The organism is Methylomagnum sp. (genome assembly GCF_054333355.1).
This window is the reverse complement of record NZ_JBTEKS010000509.1, coordinates 1-2,607: the sequence shown is the minus strand read 5'-3', so window position 1 is coordinate 2,607 and position 2,607 is coordinate 1. Positions and strand designations below refer to the sequence as shown.

The window sequence follows — 2,607 nt, the reverse complement described above, 5'->3', positions numbered from 1 at the left end:
GGGAGGGTTCTTTAGACGGCGACGATTCCGCGACCGGTCGCGGCCTAAAGACCGCTCCCACAACGGTTCGCGGAAGTTGCTTCGGCCAAATCCCAACAATCATAGCGCTTGGTTTTCCGCCGTCATCGACTCTTCACCAAGCCGTCACCGGCGTGTCATGCGGCGCGCTTAATTTGGCCGCACTACCACTATGGGAGTGCCAAGCCATGAAATTCATACAGACGATTCACAGCGTCGACGTCAGCCTGTTTCTGTGGGTGACGCGGCGCAAGTCCCAAAAATTCCTGGTGTCCGCCGCCCGCGCCATTTCCAAGACCGGCGACGGGCCTTGGTATGTGGTCCTGGCCCTGCTGCTGGGCTGGTCTGGGCAGCCCGCCGAGTTGAACTTGCTGGCCTGCCTCGCCCTGGGATTCGCCATCGAGCGCCCCGTGTACTTCGTGCTTAAGAACTCGTGCCGCCGGGACCGTCCGCCGGTCGCGCTCAACATCCCGAGCTTCATCATCCCCTCCGACCGCTTCAGCTTTCCTTCCGGCCACACCTCCGCCGCGTTCCTGGTCGCCACCTTGCTGGCGTTCCAATATCCGGCCCTCTCGCCCGTGCTGCTGGCGTGGGCCGCGCTGATCGGCATGGCGCGGGTGGTGCTGGGCGTTCACTTTCCCACCGACACGCTGATCGGCGCCCTGCTGGGCACCGGGCTGGCCCTCATCAGTTTGGAGCTACTTTGGCAGTGAAATTGTTTTATGGCGTCCAAGCCACCGGCAATGGACACATCACCCGCGCTCGGGCCATGGCGCCCAAGCTCAAGCAGGCAGGCATCGAAACCACTTTTCTATTCACGGGGCGGCCTTGGGAAAATCTGTTCGAGATGGAGGTTTTCGGTGATTACCAATGGCGGCCCGGCCTGACCTTCGCCACCCAATCCGGCCATGTGCGCTACCTCAAGACCGCCTTCCGCAACAACCTTCCGGCCTTCGTCCGCGATGTGAAAAATCTGGATTTAAGCGGCTACGATCTGGTCATCAGCGATTTCGAGCCGGTCACGGCCTGGGCCGCCAAGCCGCGCGGCGTCAAGACCGTCGGCATCGGCCACCAGTACGCCTTCAACTACGACATCCCCAAGGGCGGGGCCGACCTCCTCGGCACCCAGGTGCTCAAGCATTTCGCCCCGGTCTCCGTGGGGCTGGGCGTGCATTGGCATCACTTCCACCAGCCCATCCTGCCGCCCCTCATCGAAACCGACCTGGCGTCCCCGGCGCCACAGCCGGATAAAATCATCGTTTATCTGCCCTTTGAAGACGTGAATCAGGTCGTCCGCCTGCTGACGCCGTTCCGTCACTATCAGTTTCATGTTTACAGCCCGACCCCGCTGGATGGGTCGCCGCCACACGCCGACCACATCCAGGTCAAGCCCTTGTCCCGGACGGAATTCCAGCGCGACTTCGCCGACGCGGCGGGCGTGATCTGCAACGCGGGCTTCGAACTGCCCAGCGAGGCGCTACATCAGGGCAAGAAAATCCTGGTGAAGCCACTGCGCGGGCAGTTGGAGCAGCTTTCCAACGCGCTGGCCCTGGACGTCCTGCAATTGGGCGAGGTCATGCAGCGCTTGGACGGTCCCACCATCGAAGCTTGGCTCGAACAAAGCCGGGCCATCCAGGTGCGTTATCCCGACGTGGCCCAAGCGGTGGCCGATTGGCTGTCGCGGGGCGAGTTGAGGGTGGAAAAATCCTGGATCGACGGCGTTTGGAGCCAAGTCCAGCGCCTCTGAATCTGACCCCGGAGCGCGGCCCTCCAGGCCCCCAACCGGCGGGGCCGCCCACGGGCGGGGACGCCCGTACTCCTTTCCACAATTCCAACCATTCAAAACCGATCTTATGGCAGGCCAAAATCTCACGGGCGCGGCCCGTATCAACGCGGCGTTCCTCAATTCCATGAAAGGCTTCAAGGCGGCTTGGCAGAGCGAGGAAGCCTTCCGGCAGGAGGTCTATCTTCTCGCCGTCGCCTTCCCGCTGGGCTTGTATCTAGGCAAAACCGGCCTGGAAAAAGCCTTGCTGGTGGGCAGCGTGCTGCTGGTTCTCATCGTGGAGCTGCTCAACACCGGCATCGAGATCGTGGTGGACCGGATCGGCTTCGAGCGCCATGAACTGTCGGGCCGGGCCAAGGACGTGGGTTCGGCGGCGGTGCTGCTGTCCTTGCTGGCGGCGGGCTTGGTGTGGCTGTTGGTGTTGTGGCCGACGTGAACCGGCGCGGTGGTGGGCCGTCCGTGGCCCAGTGCGACGCAAGGCTCGTATGCGTTCCGCATCCTGGGAATGATTATCCCGGCGTTATGCGTCAGGGTGATGAAGGCAGGGGATGTTAAGGAGATGGCCTGGCGCGTTTTCAACATGAGTGTACGGCAGCGAGAAAGGCCGGCTCGGTTTTCAAAACCGAGTCGGCCTACGTGAACGCCATAAAGCCAAAATGAAAATGCTTTAACAACGTCCAGACTTCGATGCCGCTGAGCTGTCCGGTTCGTTTCCTGAACGGAATCGAAGGCGTTTCCTGAGCGGAGTCGAAGGGAGCGAACCGGACAACCCAACGGCGGATTCCCGGCGTTCCCGTTGGCTGAGC

Annotated in this window: 3 protein-coding genes; all 3 read left to right on the top strand. The window is 62.2% G+C overall.

Annotation, left to right across the window (positions count from 1 at the left end):
- Positions 1–206 precede the first annotated feature (206 nt).
- The gene (locus ACXWUF_RS21805; protein ID WP_458496620.1) at positions 207–731 is read left to right on the top strand and encodes a phosphatase PAP2 family protein; all 525 of its coding nucleotides are present in this window, start codon (positions 207–209) and stop codon (positions 729–731) included.
- Positions 728–1,765, top strand: a complete 1,038-nt coding sequence (locus ACXWUF_RS21800; protein ID WP_458496619.1) for an MJ1255/VC2487 family glycosyltransferase — start codon at positions 728–730, stop codon at positions 1,763–1,765. Before ACXWUF_RS21805 ends, ACXWUF_RS21800 begins: the two co-directional genes overlap by 4 nt.
- A 106-nt stretch (positions 1,766–1,871) precedes the next feature.
- The gene (locus tag ACXWUF_RS21795) at positions 1,872–2,237 is read left to right on the top strand and encodes a diacylglycerol kinase (RefSeq protein WP_458496618.1); all 366 of its coding nucleotides are present in this window, start codon (positions 1,872–1,874) and stop codon (positions 2,235–2,237) included.
- Positions 2,238–2,607 lie beyond the last annotated feature (370 nt).